Genomic DNA, 16,860 nt, shown 5'->3' on the forward strand with positions numbered 1-16,860 from the left:
AGCAATAAAGGCACAAAATGAAAAAAACTCTTATCATTGCAGAAGCAGGGGTAAATCATAATGGAGATTTGAATCTAGCTAAAAAAATGATAGAAGTTGCAGCAGAATGCGGAGCTGATTTTGTCAAATTTCAAACTTTTAAAGCCAAAGATTGCGTAAGCATTAATGCAAAAAAAGCCAAATATCAACTTCAAACAACAAATCAAAACGAGAGTCAGTTTGAAATGATAAAAAAATTAGAGCTTGATTTAAAAGCGCATCAAATTCTTATAGCTCACGCTAAAGCTCATAATATTTCTTTTCTTTCAACCCCTTTTGATTTGGACAGTATAGAACTTTTGCATTGTCTTGGGCTTGAAATTTTTAAAATTCCAAGCGGTGAAATCACAAACCTTCCTTATCTTAAGGCTATTGCAAGATTAAATAAAAAAATCATACTTTCAACAGGAATGTCAAATTTAGGTGAAATTGAGGCTTGTTTAGATGCACTTTGTAAAAATGGTCAAAAAAGGAACAATATCACTTTAATGCATTGCACAACCGAATATCCCGCTCCCTTTAATGAAGTCAATTTAAAAGCCATGCAAACTTTAAAAAATGCTTTTAATTTAAATGTGGGTTATTCTGATCATACCAAAGGTATAAGTGTAGCTTTAGGTGCTGTAGCTTTAGGTGCTTGTATTATTGAAAAGCATTTTACCTTAGATAAATCAATGAGTGGTCCTGATCATAAAGCAAGTTTAGAACCAAGCGAACTTAAACTCATGTGTCAAAGTATAAAAGAGCTTGATTTAGCTTTAGGTGATGGCATTAAAAGAATAAGCAAGAGTGAAAAGAAAAACATAAATATAGCAAGAAAAAGCCTTGTAGCAAAAAAAGATATTTTAAAGGGTGAAAAATTTAGCGAAGAAAATTTAACTACAAAGCGTCCAGGAAATGGAATTTGTGCAATGCAATATGATAAATTTTTAAATAAAATTGCTAAAAGATCTTATAAAAAAGATGATTTGATCCGTGAATAAAAGAAAAATTTGCCTTGTAAGTGCTACAAGAGCTGAGTGGTATTTATTGAGTCATTTATGTAAAGAAATTAAAAAAGATAAAGATTTAATTGTTCAAATTCTTGTAACAGGCACACATTTAAGCCAAGAATTTGGTTTAACCTATAAAGAGATAGAAAAAGAATTTAAGATCGATGAAAAAATCCCTATTTTACTTTCAAATGATGATAATCTAAGCCTTTGTAAAAGTATGGCTTTGGTATTTGAAGGTTTTTCTAAGGCATTTAAAAGTTTAAAACCTGATATAGTGGTGATTTTGGGTGATCGTTATGAAATGTTAGCGGTTGCTAGCGTTTGCCTTTTAATGCAAATTCCTATTGCTCATCTTTGTGGCGGAGAACTTACTTTAGGCGCTATTGATGATAGTATAAGACATAGTATTACTAAAATGGCTCATCTTCATTTTGTAAGCACAAAAGAATATCAAGATAGGGTTTTACAATTGGGCGAAAATAAAAATTCTGTTTTTAATATAGGTTCTCTTGGAGGGTTTATTGTAAAAAATATGGATTTTTTAGGCAAAGAAGAGCTTGAAAAAGAGCTTGATTTTAAATTTGATGAAAATATTTATTTAATTACTTATCATCCTGAAACTTTAAATTTAAAACAAACTAAAAATAATATTCAAACATTGCTTTGCAATTTAACAAAGCTTAAAAAAGCAAGTTTAATTTTTACTAAAGCAAATGCTGATGAAAATGGACTTTTGATCAATAATTTTTTAGCAGATTTTTGTAAAAAATATCCTAAAAAAGCAAAACTTTTTGATAATCTTGGATCTAAGAGATATTTGAGTTTAATGAAAATTTCAAAAGCCGTAATAGGAAATTCATCTAGCGGTATTATAGAAAGTCCTTTTTTAAGAGTAGCTTGTATCAATATAGGTGATCGTCAAAAAGGAAGAATAAGAAGCGAAAATATCATTGATACAAGTATAAAAGATTTACAACAAGCCTTTCAAAAACTAGAAGATAAAAAATTTCAAGATAATTTAAAAAATTTTAAAAATCCTTTTGAGAGCAGGATAAAAAATCCTAATAAATTTATTAAAACAAAACTTAAAAATGTAAAATTAGATACAATTTTAAATAAAAAATTTACGGATTTGTTATGGATATCAAAAAATTAAAATTAAGTCCAAATTCTAGCATAAAAGAAGCCTTAAATATAGTTGGAAAAGAAAGAGTAAGACTTGGTATTGTAGTCGATCAAAAAGATAAATTTTTAGGGGTAATTAGCGATTCTGATATTAGAAAAGCTTTAATCAATGGAAAAATGATTTATGATTGTATAGAAGATATTTATACTAAAAATCCTATCGTAATAAAAGAAAATACAAATAAAGCTGAACTTTTAGAGCTTTCTTCAAAAACAGATATTTATGATTTTCCTGTAGTTAACGAAAAAGGCGAGGTGCTCTCTATAAGGTCTATTTCTTCGCTTTTAGCTAAAATAAAACTTCCAAATTATGTAATTTTAATGGCAGGCGGACTTGGATCAAGGCTTAAAGAGCTTACTAAACATACACCAAAACCTATGTTAAAAGTAGGAAAAAAACCTATTTTAGAAAGTATTGTTTCAAGGCTTTCTTTGCAAAACTTTGAGAATTTTATTTTTTGCGTAAATTATAAAAGACAAATTATAGAAGATTATTTTAAAGATGGAATGGATTTTGGGGTTAAAATTTCTTATGTTAAAGAAAAGAAAAAGCTAGGAACAGCAGGAGCTTTGAGTTTGGTTGATAAGCCTTTAAAAGAAAGTTTTATTGTGATGAATGCAGATATTTTAACTGAGCTTAATTTTTTAGAATTTTTAAAAGCTCATGAAAAAAGTAGAGCTTTAATGAGTGTGTGTGTAAGAGAATTTGAACAAAATATACCTTATGGAGTTATAAAAGAACAAAATGGCTTTATAAAAAATATACAAGAAAAACCAACTATGAAATTTTTGGTTAGTGCTGGTATTTATGCGTTAAAACCTGAAGTTTTGAACTTTTTTAAAAAAAATGAATATTTAGATATGCCCGATTTAATTAAAATTTTAATGCAAAAAAATGAAAGAATTAATACTTTTTTATTGCGTGATTATTGGATTGATATAGGTAGAATTGAAGAATTTGCAAGAGCAAATGAGGATTTTAGATGAAAGCTTTAATTATAGGCTTTGGAAGTATTGGAAAAAAACATTTTTTAGCTCTTAAAAATTTAGGCTTTGATGTTTCTTTACTCTCTTTTAGTGCTTGTAAAAAAGATATCAATGAAGTAAAGCTTTATAATTCTTGGAATAAAATCTCTCTAAAAGATTTTGATCTTTTTGTGATTGCCAATATCACGACTTTGCATTTAGAGACTTTAAAAAAAATTGATACACTCGTAAAAGATAAGATTATATTAGTTGAAAAACCTTTATTTGAAAAATTTATCCCTTTTCAAAGCAATAAAAATAAAATATTTATTGCCTATCTTTTGAGATTTAATCCTTTAATAAAAGCTTTAGAAGAAATTTTACAAGATGAAGAACCTTATTTTGTAGAATTAAGTTGTCATTCTTATTTGCCTAACTGGCGTGATGTGGATTATAGGGAAAATTATAGCTCAAAAAAAGAGTTAGGGGGAGGAGTTTTGCTTGATCTCTCGCATGAGATTGATTTAGCTTTTTTTCTTTTTGGAGAATTAAAACTTTTATATAGTGAAAATTTAAAATTTTCAGAACTTGAGATTAATAGTGATGATTTTGCTTTTTTATCTTTAAAAAATTCCAAAGGCTTAAGAATTCATATCAAGCTTGATTATTTTTCTAAGCTTACTCAAAGAAAGATTATTATTCATACTCCAAAAAAAAGCTATGAAGCCGATTTGATCCAAAATATTTTAAAAATTTATAATAAGGATAAAAGCATTAAAACACAAATTTATAAAAGTGACACAATTTCAACTTTAGAATTAATGCATAAGGCTATACTAAATAATGATAAAAATCTATGTTCTTTAGATGAGGCTTTAAATGTATTAAAAATTTGCGATGAGGTTAAAAATGGCTGAAATTTTATGCACAATTTGTGCAAGGGGTGGCTCTAAAGGAGTTTTAAATAAAAATATCAAAAAAATCAATGATCTTGAAATGATAGCTTATAGTATTATACAAGCAAGAAATTCAAAGCTTTTTAAACATATAGTTGTAAGCACGGATAGCGATGAGATAGCAAATGTTGCATTAAAATATAAAGCCGAGGTTTTTTTTAAAAGAGAAGCGCATCTTGCAAGCGATAGTGCTCCAAAACTTCCTGTAATGCGTGATGCACTTTTAAGAAGTGAAAAATATTTTGGTGTAAAATTTGATATTTTGGTAGATTTAGATGCTTCAGCTCCTCTTAGAACAAGTCAAGATATAAAAAAAGCTTATGAATTATTTATAAAAGAAAATAAAGAAGTTTTAATTACTGCAACTTTAGCAAGGCGTAATCCTTATTTTAATTTAATAGAACTTGATAATGGCGAAGTAAAAAGATCAAAACAGGGTTTTTTTACAACACGCCAAAGCGCACCAAAATGTTTTGATATGAATGCAAGTATTTATATGTTTAAACGCGAAAGACTACTTAAGAGTGATGATTTATTTGGAAAAGAAACCTCTCTTTATGTTATGGATGAAAGCACAGCTTTTGATGTAGATAGCGAGCTTGATTTTAAGATAGTTGAGTTTTTAATCAAAGAAAGAAATTTAAAACCAGAGGAGTTTTAATGCTTGAGGGAAAAATTATTTTTGTTGTAGGGGCTTGTGGGCGTATAGGAAAAGAACTTTGCAAGGCTATTTTAAAAAATAAAGGCATTGCAGTTTTAGCAGATATTAATGAAAAAGCTTTAAAAGATCTAAAAGAAGAATTGCACAAAGAATTTGATCAAGAACTTTTAAGTCTTAAGCTTGATATCACTTCTAAAGAAAGCCTTAATGATGCCATTTTAAAAACTGAGCAAAAATATAAAAAAATTGATGCTTTTGTTAATTCTTCTTATCCTTGTGGAAAAAATTGGGGAAAAACGCCTTATTATGAATTAAGTTATGAAGAACTTTGTGAAAATTTAAATTTGCATCTTGGCGGGTTTATTTTAGCTTCTCAGGAATTTGTAAAATATTTTAAAAAGCAAGGTTATGGAAATATTATCAATCTTAGCTCTATTATGGGTGTATATGCTCCTAAATTTGAAAATTATAAAAATACCAGTATGCAAAGCTCACTTGAATATAGCGTGATTAAAGCAGGAATTAATCATTTGGGTGTATGGCTTGCTAAAGAACTTTTTAACACTAATATCCGTGTAAATACTTTAGCAGCTGGAGGAATTTTAGATAATCAACCGCAGGTTTTCTTAGATGCTTATAGAAAATGTTGTGCAAGCAAAGGAATGCTAGAAGCAAGCGATTTATGCGGAACTTTGGTATTTTTGCTTAGTGATGCAAGTAAATTTATTACAGGGCAAACCTTAGTAGTTAGTGATGGGTGGGGACTTTAATGTTTTTAAAAGAACTTTTTGAGAGAAATTTAAATTCTTTAAGAGATATTGCCTTAAAGAATGCTTTAAGTAAAATAAAAATTAATACAAAATATCAACTTATTGAAGCAGAGGATAAGCTTAATATCAATTTAAAAGATAGAAGCACAAATGCCTTGCTCTACCAAAACCCCCTTACTGAACTAAACTCCTTATTAAATACTTATAATGATAAATACTTCTTATATCCTGTTCTTTATTTTTATGGTTTTGGAAATGGTATTTTATTTAAAGCCTTACTTCAAAACAAAAACCATAAACATATAGTAGTCTTTGAAAAAGAATTAGAAATCATTTATATTATGTTTCACCTAATAGACTTTTGCCATGAACTTAAGAATAATTCTTTAATAATACTTAATGCTAATACCTTAAATTTAAATGATTATAATGAACTTTGTTCATCTAATCCTTTCTTTTCTTTTTCAAGAGTATATTTTTTAGAATTAAGCTCTGATTATTATGAAAAATATAAAGAAGATATATTAAATATCAATCAAAACATGATGAGTCATTTTAAAAAAGCAATATTCTCTTATGGAAATGATCCCTTAGATGCTTTACAAGGTATAGAACAATTTACCTATAATCTACCTAAAATGATCACAAATTCTACTTTTAAAGAATTACTCACTAAAAGATCAAATTTAAGTGATACAGCCATAATAGTTTCAACAGGACCTTCACTTACTAAACAACTTCCTATTCTAAAAGAATATCAAAACAAAGCCACAATATTTTGTGCAGATAGTGCTTATGCTATATTAGCTAAACATGGTATTAAGCCTGATTATGTTTGTATGTTGGAAAGAAAAGAGATTACAGCAGAATTTTTCAATAATGATTTTAAAGAATTTGATGAGGGAATAACTTTTATATTAAAATCTGTAGTTCACCCAAAAGCACTTTCTTATCTTGATCAAAATAAGCGTTCTTATATGGTAATTTCTACTTGGGCAAATTTTATTAATTATGTTGCTATGGATAAATTTGGATATTTTAATATGGGTCATAGCGTGGCTAATGTTAATTTTGCTTTAGCATTTTTTTTAAAACACAAAAATATCATCTTAATAGGACAAGACTTAGCCTATGATGAAAAAGGAAATTCTCATCCTAGTGATTATAAACACGGATCAAATTTTGAAAGTAAAAGATTTAAGAATTTTGATAAGGTCTTATCTTATGGAGGTAAAAAACTAATTAACACACACCAAGCTTGGACTCTTTTTCGCCAAGAATTTGAAAGCGATATACAATTTACCAAAGAACAAGGAATAACCACCTACAACTGCACAGAGGGTGGAGCAAGAATAGAAGGAAGCTTAGAAAAACCCTTTAAAGAAGTATGTGAAGAATTACTGATTAAAGATTTAAATAAACCCTTTAAAAAACTAAATTCTTTAAATAAAAACAAACAAGATGAATTATTACTTAAAGCCTATGCAAAAATTATAAAAGCCATAAAACACTCTAATACTTTTAAAAATGATTGTTTAAAAGAATACGAAGAGCTTAATGAGCTTTATTTAAGTTTAAATCATACAGAAAATCAAAGTTTATTAGATATTATAATACAAAGAATTGATAAGTATAAGGTAAAAACTGAAGATTTAAAAGAACTAGCTCAAGCTGTTGGGGCTTTTTTAATCCAATTTGAATTAAATTTAGCTAGAATTTATGTCTTAAAAGCAAAAACAAAAGAAGATTCTTTTAATAAATCATTAATTTGGATCAAAGAACATTTAGAATGGCTTAAAATGATATATGCACATATTAATGCACTTGAACTTGCTTTAATAAAAAACATTAAGCCTTTAGAAGAAGAGTTATATAAAAGGGGACTTGAGAAATGGATGAGGCAAAAGAGCTATTTTTAAAAAATACAGCAGCACTTTTTGAGGTTGATCAAGTTTTAGCTTATAAACTTAGATCCTTAGAAAATTTTTCTCAATTTAATATGGACGAAGATGCTAATTTTATAAGAAATGATAATAATAAAATTTACGAAAATGTGAATGAGGAACTAAATAAAAGTTTAGAATTCTTTAAAAATGATTTTTCTAAATATCCTGTTTTATTTTTTTATGGTTTTGGAAATGGAAAGCTTTATAAATTTTTATGTGAAAATAAAAATCATAAAGCTATAGTTGTATTTGAAGATGAGCTTGAAATTCTGGCTTTAGCTTTTCATCTGTTTGATTTTTCCAAAGAAATTAAAAATGAAAAACTGATACTTTTTTATACTAAAGATCTTAATCTAGCTTCTTTAAATGCTTTATTTTCTTTTGAATTTATAAAAAAGAGTATTAAAATTTATAATCTTCATATCCATAGTTCTTTTTATGCAAAGTATTATTATGATAAAATCGAAAGCCTAAACAAAGATTTAATGGAAATTATAAGATTTATAGTATTAAATCATGGCAATGATCCTATAGACTCTATGACAGGGATAGAACATACTTTAAATAATATCCCAAACATGTTAAGTCATGGGATTTTTCAAGAATTTTTAAAAGCAAGAAGGGCAAAACTTGAAAATGCCATAGTGGTTTCAACAGGACCTTCGCTTACTAAGCAACTTCCTTTGCTTAAAAAGTATCAAAATAAAGTTGCTATTTTTTGTGCTGATAGTTCTTATCCAATTTTAGCAAAACATAATATAAAACCTGATTATGTTTTATCTTTAGAAAGGGTTGTTTTAACTTCTGAATTTTTTAATAATGATTTTGGAGATTTTGATAAAGATATACTTTTTATCTTAGCTTCTGTGGTTTATAAGAAAAGTATAGAATATTTAGAAAAAAATCATAGAAGATATATGCTAGTGCATCGCCCTTTAAATTCAGCAGGTTCTTTAAAACTAGATGAGTATGGTTATCTTGGTGTGGGAATGAGTGTTGCTAATATGATTTATGAGTTAATCGGCGCACTGAGATTTAAAAATGTGATTTTAATTGGTCAGGATTTAGCCTATGCTGATGATGGGAAGAGCCACGCTGTAGAACATATTTTTGGAGAGCAAGGTGATGAAGTAAGAGATAATCTTTATACCTTAGCTTATGGGGGTAAAGGAGAAGTTAGAACTCAGCTTTCTTGGCAACTTTTTAGACAGCATTTTGAAAAAGATATTTTTTTTACTAAAACTAAATTAGGCATCACTACTTATAATTGCACAGAAGGCGGAGCAAGGATAGAAGGAACTATAGAAAAACCTTTCAAAGAAGTATGCGAAGAGCTTTTAAAAAGTGATCTTCAAAAGCCTTTTGAATTTCCAAAAACCTTAAGTTTAAATGAGATGAGAGAAAAATTAAAAAAAACCAAGAAAAATATTGAAAAAAATGTAAGCGAGAGTGAAAATTACATTAAAAAATGCAAAAATGAGCTTAAAAAATTAGATTATGAATTTAGCAAAGAGCAAAAGAATTTACAAACTCTAAGAAAAATTAAAGATAACTTGCTTAAATTTTTTAAAGAATTAAAAACATTAAAATTATTTAATGAGCTTTCTCAGGCTATGTATTTTCATAATGAATGCGAAGTGATGAAGTATGAAGTTTTAAATTCTTTAAAACAAGATGAAAAATTGATAGATTTTCTTTCTTCTCAAAATCTTTGGTTTTTGCAAATTTTAGATTATTTAAAAGCTCAAAATGAAACTATTAATAAAGCTATAAAAGAATGGGGGATTAAATGAATCCCTCTTTATTCCTAAAAAACCTAAATGCTCTAAATAATACTTTCTTAAAAGAAGAACTAAAAAAAATAAAATCAAATCTTAAATTTGAACTTATACAAGGTAAGGATAATTTAGATATTAATTTAAAAGAAACAACTGGGGGGGGGGATTGCTATCTTTACACTAACCCCCTTACTGAACTAAACTCCTTATTAAATACTTATAATGATAAATACTTCTTATATCCTGTTCTTTATTTTTATGGTTTTGGAAATGGTATTTTATTTAAAGCCTTACTTCAAAACAAAAACCATAAACATATAGTAGTCTTTGAAAAAGAATTAGAAATCATTTATATTATGTTTCACCTAATAGACTTTTGCCATGAACTTAAGAATAATTCTTTAATAATACTTAATGCTAATACCTTAAATTTAAATGATTATAATGAACTTTGTTCATCTAATCCTTTCTTTTCTTTTTCAAGAGTATATTTTTTAGAATTAAGCTCTGATTATTATGAAAAATATAAAGAAGATATATTAAATATCAATCAAAACATGATGAGTCATTTTAAAAAAGCAATATTCTCTTATGGAAATGATCCCTTAGATGCTTTACAAGGTATAGAACAATTTACCTATAATCTACCTAAAATGATCACAAATCCTACTTTTAAAGAATTACTCACTAAAAGATCAAATTTAAGTGATACAGCCATAATAGTTTCAACAGGACCTTCACTTACTAAACAACTTCCTATTCTAAAAGAATATCAAAACAAAGCCACAATATTTTGTGCAGATAGTGCTTATGCTATATTAGCTAAACATGGTATTAAGCCTGATTATGTTTGTATGTTGGAAAGAACTGATTTCACGGCAGAATTCTTTAAAGAGGCATATGAGGGGATTGATGGGGGAGTGCTTTTTATTCTTGCTTCATTGGTTCATCCAAAAGCACTTTCTTATCTTGAAAATCGTTCTTTTATGCTTGTTTCAAAACCATCTAGAATGTGTCTTGATTTTAAACTTCATTTATTTGGTTATCTTGGTGGTGGTCCAAGTGTAGCTTATATGAATTACTCTTTAGCTATGCTTTTAAAACACAAAAATATCATCTTAATAGGACAAGACTTAGCCTATGATGAAAAAGGAAATTCTCATCCTAGTGATTATAAACACGGATCAAATTTTGAGAGCGAAGAAGAGCATATAGAAATAATGGCTTATGGTGGTAATGGAAAAGTTACAACACATGGAATTTGGGTGTATTTTAAATCTTTTTTGGAACAAATTATTAATGAAAATATTTTTTCTACCACCTACAACTGCACAGAGGGTGGAGCAAGAATAGAAGGAAGCTTAGAAAAACCCTTTAAAGAAGTATGTGAAGAATTACTGATTAAAGATTTAAATAAACCCTTTAAAAAACTAAATTCTTTAAATAAAAACAAACAAGATGAATTATTACTTAAAGCCTATGCAAAAATTATAAAAGCCATAAAACACTCTAATACTTTTAAAAATGATTGTTTAAAAGAATACGAAGAGCTTAATGAGCTTTATTTAAGTTTAGCTAATTTAATCTCAAGTAAAAAAAATAATCAAAGTCTAAATTCAAATTCTAATTTAAACGATATAAACGAAGAAGAAATCAATCAAATGCTAAATGTTCTTATACAAAGAATTGATAAAATAAAAACAAAAATAGAAAATTTAAAAAATTTAAATTTCTTCTATGACATATTACAAGCTACTTTAATCCAATTTGAATTAAATTTAGCTAGAATTTATGTCTTAAAAGCAAAAACAAAAGAAGATTCTTTTAATAAATCATTAATTTGGATCAAAGAACATTTAGAATGGCTTAAAATGATATATGCACATATTAATGCACTTGAACTTGCTTTAATAAAAAACATTAAGCCTTTAGAAGAAGAGTTATATAAAAGGGGACTTGAGAAATGGATAAAGCAAAAGTAGATCTTTTTAAGAAAAACTTAGATGCTTTAGTGGGATCTAATTATATAGAGCTTAAAAAGAAATTGCAAAATATTAAAGAGCTTAAAAAATTTAATTATTTTTTAAAAAAAGATCCACTTGATATTAATATAACAAGAAAAAGCGATTTAAAAACTATTTTTAAAAATCCAAAAGAAGAGCTTGAAGATAAAATAAAGGCTTTTAAAGAATTTGCAAGATATCCATTTTTTTTCTTTTATGGTTTAGGGAATGGTATATTTTTTAAGGCACTTTTGCAAAATGATTTACATAAAAGAATAGTTGTTTTTGAAGCAGAGCTTGAAATCATTTATCTTGTTTTTCATTGGATAGATTTTGATTTAGAGTTAAGGCAAGGAAGATTTATTATAATGCATAGTAAAGAGATGGATTATGTTAAAGCCGACGTTCTTTGCTCTTTGCCACAAATTAGTATTTCTTTTAAACTTTATGATTTAAAAATTACTTGTGAATTTTATGAAAAATACTATAAAGAAGATATTGAAAGAATCAATGATCTTCTTATGAAAGCTATTACTAATATCACTCTAAGACAAGGAAATGATCCAAAAGATACTATGATAGGTATTGAACAAGCCGTTTATAATTTGCCAAAAGTTTTTACTCATCCAAGTTATGATGAATTAAAACAAAAAAGATCTAATAAAAATAAAGCAAGCGCTATTATAGTAGGGACAGGACCTTCACTCACTAAGCAACTTCCTTTACTTAAAGAGTATCAAAATAAAGCTGTAATTTTCTGCGCTGATAGTGCTTATGCTATACTAGCTAAACATGGCATTAAACCTGATTATGTTTGTATGTTAGAGCGTGATGAGATAGTAAGTGAGTGTTTTAATAATGACTTTGGAGATTTTGATAAAGATATACTTTTTATCTTAGCTTCTTTGGTAAGTAAAAAAACTATAGATTATTTAGAAAAAAATCATAGAAAATATATGCTTGTAGCTAGGGCTTCTACTTATACAAACTATCTTGATTTATCTTCTTTTGGATATATAGGCGGGGGTATGAGCGTATCTCATATGGCTTGTGAATTAGCTTTGAAATTAGGATTTAAAAATATTATTTTAATAGGTCAAGATTTAGCCTATGCTAAAGATGGAAGTCATCATTCAAAAGGTTTTATTCATGATGATTATCATATAGGAGATTATGAAAGAGATTTTAATCGTTATACAACCATGGCTTATGGAGGTCAGGGTATAGTTCAAAGTTCTCAAGTATGGATTTTGTTTAAACAAATTTTTGAAAATTTTTGTGCTGCGAATTCCTATGCTAAGATTTATAATTGCACAGAAGGTGGTGCAAGGATAGAAGGAAGTATAGAAAAACCTTTTAAAGAGGCTTGTAAAGAGTTTTTAATCAAAGAGCTTAAAAAACCTTTAGTAAAGCTTAAAAATCCTAGCAAAGAACAAAGAAATCATTTAATGCTAGAAAATTATAAAAGGGTAAAAAAAAGTATTACAATGGGAGAAAATTTTTTAAAACATTGTAAAAAAATTGATAGACGTATTAAAAAATTTATTTACTCTTCTAAGAGTAGATATAGCTTAGATGAGCTTGTAGATGAGCTTGATTTGATCAAAGAAAAATTAAATAGAAAAAAATATAGCCATCTTAGTAATGTGCTTTCATCTTTATTGTATCATCATAATTTATTATCCTCAAAACTATATGTGCAAAATATAAACAACGAAAGCGATAAACAAAATAAGCTTTTAGCTTGGGTGTATTCTCATGAAAGTTGGCTTGAAGATATCATTGATATACTAGGTGTTCAAAATCAAAGATTAAAACAAGCAATTATTCCTTTACAAGATGTCTTAGAGAAAAAGAATTTAATTTAAAATAGAATTTTTAAATAAGCAATATAAGTTTTTAAGATAAATAATTCAAGCTTGAGAAGTTCTCAAGCTTTAAAATTATTGTAAAAGTTTTAATACATTTTGTTGCACAGCATTAGCTTGCGACATAGCATAAGAACCACTTTGTGCAAGAATATTGTATTTAGAAAAGTTAGCACTTTCTGCAGCAAAATCCACATCTCTTATGGTTGATTCAGCTGATTTGACATTTACTTGAGTAACTGTAATGTTATTGATAGTTACTTGAAGTTGATTTTGAACCGAACCAATATCAGCACGAATTTGATCAAGATTGGTAATAGCAGTTTCAGCTATATCCATAACAGCCATAGCGCCTTTAAGTGTTGTAACTCCTGCACTTTCAGGTGGGACATCAAAAGCTCCTGCACTTACTTTCATAGGAGCAAATTGTGATAAACCTGAACCACTTGAAAAACCACTTCCAGCAGAAACATTATACACAGCTGAAAGTTGAGAAGCTCCTGAAATAGGAACCAAACCAGCATTTTGTAAAGAGGCAGAATAGTTTTTACCACTTCCTATAGAAAAACCTGAACCACTTGAAAAACCACTTCCCTCGCTTGACATAAAGGCAGATATAGAAGAATATCCAGCTAAAATTGTTCCTTTATTAACACTACCAAAGCCCATAGCATCAGCTATTTGAGGATCAATTTGCCCTTTTGACTCTCTTAAAGATACTGAAGCTTGAGAGATAAATTGAGAAGCTCCAAATCCTGCATGAGAAAGTCCAGTTCCAACTATATTAATATCTTTTCCATCATTTTTTACTAAAGATAAACGTCCGTAATTTTCTTTCATATTAGGGCTTATGAAAGCACCAGCTCCTATACTACCATCTATTTTAATACCACGTCCATCTCTTGAGCTTAAAAGAAGTTTTCCTTCACTATCAAGTGAAGCTTCCACTCCAGTTGTATCTTTTACTGAGTTTATAGCTGAAACTAAAGCTCCGTTTTCATCACCATCTTTGTATTGAATTTGTCCGATTCTTACTCCATTTATGGCAAAATCTTCAGAGGTAGAACTAGCTTTTACGGTTGCCATACCATTAGTTTCTACTTTAAAACTTGCTCTAACACCTGTTTTATCAGCGTATTTGTTTATCTCTTCAGCTAAGGCTCCAAGTCCTGTTCCTACTGAAGTTGAAATTTTTATTTTTTGAAATTGAAAATCTTCTAAGCCATTGTAATTTTTAAGTGTAAATTGAACCTCGCCACTAGAAGTAATTCTGCCACCTGTTTCAAATCTTGTCACACCGATTTTGCTTGATTGGGTTGGCCCTATGCTTGCTTTAATGGTTTGATTTGAATTAGCACCGATTTGGAATTCTTGATTGATAAAGTTTCCACTTAAGAGTTGTTTTCCGTTAAATGAAGTTGTGTTTGCGATATTGTCAAGTTCTTCCATCAAGCGGTTGATATCTGCTTGAAGCATAGTTCTTGTTTTTTGGCTTTGACCATCTTGAGCGGCTTGAGTAGCTTTAACTTTGATAGTATCTAAAATTTTAAGTTGCTCATCCATAGCTTTATCAGCGGTTTGTAAGATACCAATGGCGTCATTACCATTATTGATAGCCTGACCTAAAGTTGCTGCTTGAGATCTTAAAGAATCAGCGATAGCCATACCTGAAGCATCATCAGCGGCTGAGTTGATTCTAAGACCAGAACTTAAACGACTTAAAGATTTATCAAGCTCTCTGGCATTGACGACTGAATTTGCATGAGCATTTAATGCTCCTATATTTGTGTTTATCCTAAAACCCATTTTTTTAAATCCTTTCAAAAATATTGTTCAAAAGGATAAAGCAATAAGTGTTCCAATAAATTTAATTTTTATTTTGAAAGATTTAAAAGTTTTAAGAAGTAAAATTGTAAGTAAGTATAAAGTTTGGGAAATTTTTCCCAAACTTAGAGTTCGTATTATTGCAACAATCTTAATACGTTTTGTTGGCTAGCATTGGCTTGTGCCATCGCATAAGATCCACTTTGTGCTAGGATATTTGCTTTAGAGTAGTTTGCACTTTCACTTGCAAAGTCCACATCTCTAATTTGTGATTCAGCTGATTTAACATTTACCTGAGTAACTGTGATGTTATTGATGGTTGAAGTTAATTGATTTTGAACTGAACCAAGATCTGCACGGATTTGATCAAGATTTGCAATAGCAGTTTCAGCTATATCCATAACAGCCATAGCACCTTTAAGTGTTGTAACCCCTGCAGTTTCATTTGTAACATTAAATGCACTTGCTTTAAAGGTAGCAAACTGAGACATAGAAGATCCGCTTGAGAAACCACTTCCAGCAGAAACATTATACACAGCTGAAAGTTGAGAAGCTGCCGAAATAACTACAGCATTTGCAAAACCTGCAGAATAGCCAGTTCCTACAGAATAACCAGAACCTTCAGAAAAACCACTTCCCTCGCTTGACATATAAGCAGATACAGAAGAGTATCCAGCTAAAATTGTTGATTTATTAACAGTACCAAAGCCCATAGCATCAGCTACATAAGCATCAATTTGCCCTTTTGATTCTCTTAAAGATACTGAAGTTTGAGAAACAAATTGAGAGGCTCCAAATCCAGCAGATGAAAGACCGCTTCCTGAAATAAGAATATCTTTTCCATCATTTTTTACTAAAGATAAACGTCCGTAATTTTCTTTCATATTAGGGCTTATGAAAGCACCAGCTCCTATGCTACCATCTATTTTAATACCACGCCCATCTCTTGAAGTTAAAAGAAGTTTTCCTTCACTATCAAGTGAAGCTTCAACACCTGTTGTGTCTTTTTTGGAATTTATAGCTGAAACTAAAGCTCCGTTTTCATCGCCATCTTTATAAGCAACAGTTCCTATAACTACTCCATTGATAGCAAAATCAGATGAAGTAGTTCCTGCTTTTACTGCTGACATACCATTAGTTTCTACTTTAAAACTTGCTCTAACACCTGTTTTATCAGCGTATTTATTTATCTCTTCAGCTAAGGCTCCAATTCCTGTTCCTACTGAAGTTGAGATAACAACATCTTTGAATTTAAAATCATCTATACCATTGTAGTTTTTAATCACCATTCCAACAGTTCCACTAGCAGTAATCCTACCACCTGTTTCAAATCTTGTTACACCGATTTTACTTGATTGAGTTGCACCAATAGTAGCTTTAATACTTTGATTAGAGCTTGAACCGATTTGGAATTCTTGATTGATAAAGTTTCCACTTAAGAGTTGTTTTCCATTAAATGAAGTTGTATTTGCGATATTGTCAAGTTCTTCCATCAAGCGATTGATATCTGCTTGAAGCATAGTTCTTGTTTTTTCACTTTGACCATCTTGAGCAGCTTGAGTAGCTTTAACTTTGATAGTATCTAAAATTTTAAGTTGCTCATCCATAGCTTTATCAGCGGTTTGTAAGATACCTAAAGCATCATTACCATTTGAAATAGCTTGACCTAAAGTATTTGCTTGAGATCTTAAAGAATCAGCGATCGCCATACCTGAAGCATCATCAGCGGCTGAGTTAATTCTAAGACCTGAGCTAAGTCTTGCTAATGACTGATCTAAGCTTTTAGCGTTTAAGTCAGAGTTTGCTTTAGCATTAAGTGCTGCAACGTTTGTGTTAATACGAAATCCCATTTTAAATCCTTTTAAATAA

Annotated in this window: 12 protein-coding genes; 10 read left to right on the forward strand and 2 right to left on the reverse strand. The window is 29.0% G+C overall.

The window, feature by feature from the left end; genetic code table 11:
- The first annotated feature begins 17 nt into the window (after window positions 1-17).
- Genes neuB through CNZW441b_RS01935 form a run of 10 tightly spaced genes read left to right on the forward strand, consistent with a single transcriptional unit; the run spans window position 18 to window position 13,167 of the window.
- The gene (neuB, locus tag CNZW441b_RS01890; protein WP_216681502.1) at window positions 18-1,022 is read left to right on the forward strand and encodes an N-acetylneuraminate synthase; all 1,005 of its coding nucleotides are present in this window, start codon (window positions 18-20) and stop codon (window positions 1,020-1,022) included.
- Entirely contained in the window at window positions 1,015-2,190 is a 1,176-nt protein-coding gene (gene neuC, locus CNZW441b_RS01895) for a UDP-N-acetylglucosamine 2-epimerase (protein WP_216681503.1), read from the forward strand. The genes neuB and neuC overlap by 8 nt, the downstream gene beginning before the upstream one ends.
- Window positions 2,172-3,206, forward strand: coding sequence for a nucleotidyltransferase family protein (locus CNZW441b_RS01900; protein ID WP_216681504.1), 1,035 nt, complete (start codon window positions 2,172-2,174; stop codon window positions 3,204-3,206). Before neuC ends, CNZW441b_RS01900 begins: the two co-directional genes overlap by 19 nt.
- Window positions 3,203-4,102, forward strand: coding sequence for a Gfo/Idh/MocA family protein (locus CNZW441b_RS01905; protein ID WP_216681505.1), 900 nt, complete (start codon window positions 3,203-3,205; stop codon window positions 4,100-4,102). Before CNZW441b_RS01900 ends, CNZW441b_RS01905 begins: the two co-directional genes overlap by 4 nt.
- On the forward strand, window positions 4,095-4,802 hold the full coding sequence (locus CNZW441b_RS01910) for an acylneuraminate cytidylyltransferase family protein (RefSeq protein ID WP_131186601.1): 708 nt from the start codon (window positions 4,095-4,097) through the stop codon (window positions 4,800-4,802). The genes CNZW441b_RS01905 and CNZW441b_RS01910 overlap by 8 nt, the downstream gene beginning before the upstream one ends.
- A complete protein-coding gene (gene ptmA / locus CNZW441b_RS01915; protein WP_131186602.1) occupies window positions 4,802-5,572 on the forward strand; it encodes a flagellin modification protein PtmA in 771 nt (256 codons plus the stop codon). Before CNZW441b_RS01910 ends, ptmA begins: the two co-directional genes overlap by 1 nt.
- Window positions 5,572-7,491 carry a motility associated factor glycosyltransferase family protein gene (locus CNZW441b_RS01920; protein WP_216681506.1) on the forward strand — a complete coding sequence of 640 codons (1,920 nt, stop codon included), beginning with the start codon at window positions 5,572-5,574 and terminating at the stop codon, window positions 7,489-7,491. Before ptmA ends, CNZW441b_RS01920 begins: the two co-directional genes overlap by 1 nt.
- Window positions 7,464-9,311, forward strand: coding sequence for a motility associated factor glycosyltransferase family protein (locus CNZW441b_RS01925; RefSeq protein WP_216681507.1), 1,848 nt, complete (start codon window positions 7,464-7,466; stop codon window positions 9,309-9,311). Before CNZW441b_RS01920 ends, CNZW441b_RS01925 begins: the two co-directional genes overlap by 28 nt.
- Window positions 9,308-11,278, forward strand: coding sequence for a motility associated factor glycosyltransferase family protein (locus tag CNZW441b_RS01930; RefSeq protein WP_216681508.1), 1,971 nt, complete (start codon window positions 9,308-9,310; stop codon window positions 11,276-11,278). The genes CNZW441b_RS01925 and CNZW441b_RS01930 overlap by 4 nt, the downstream gene beginning before the upstream one ends.
- Window positions 11,260-13,167 (forward strand): motility associated factor glycosyltransferase family protein, encoded by a 1,908-nt coding sequence (locus CNZW441b_RS01935; RefSeq protein ID WP_131166269.1) that lies wholly within the window; start codon window positions 11,260-11,262, stop codon window positions 13,165-13,167. Before CNZW441b_RS01930 ends, CNZW441b_RS01935 begins: the two co-directional genes overlap by 19 nt.
- 75 nt (window positions 13,168-13,242) lie before the next feature.
- On the opposite strand, the gene CNZW441b_RS01940 is transcribed toward CNZW441b_RS01935, so the two are convergent.
- Both CNZW441b_RS01940 and CNZW441b_RS01945 read right to left on the reverse strand, forming a co-directional pair.
- Complete coding sequence (locus CNZW441b_RS01940; protein WP_131166268.1) at window positions 13,243-14,973, reverse strand: flagellin A; 1,731 nt, start codon at window positions 14,971-14,973, stop codon at window positions 13,243-13,245.
- 155 nt (window positions 14,974-15,128) lie between these two features.
- Window positions 15,129-16,841, reverse strand: coding sequence for a flagellin (locus tag CNZW441b_RS01945; protein ID WP_216681509.1), 1,713 nt, complete (start codon window positions 16,839-16,841; stop codon window positions 15,129-15,131).
- Between the last annotated feature and the right edge of the window lie 19 nt (window positions 16,842-16,860).

The sequence above is a fragment of the Campylobacter novaezeelandiae genome (assembly GCF_018968685.1).
GTDB classification, from domain to species: Bacteria; Campylobacterota; Campylobacteria; order Campylobacterales; family Campylobacteraceae; genus Campylobacter_D; species Campylobacter_D novaezeelandiae.